A 272-nucleotide genomic window follows, 5' to 3' on the forward strand; every position below is an offset into this window, starting at 1 on the left:
AAATAGAAATTAGTTTTAATAATAATGCCTATGGAATTTGGGTTGATTTAAATATATCTCCATATGGTTATGTAATATTAAATATTTCTCCAATACAATNNAACAAATAACTATTCAGTTGATGGAAAAGAAATATTTCCAGTATATGATATATTTAATTATACAAATTATCAACAATTTAGTCAATATTGGACAAATAATACTCCTATATATATTATATATATGAATCCGGGAGACAATATTTATTCTTGTTCTCAATATTCAAGTATATT

It is taken from the genome of Candidatus Nanopusillus massiliensis (assembly GCF_920984865.1).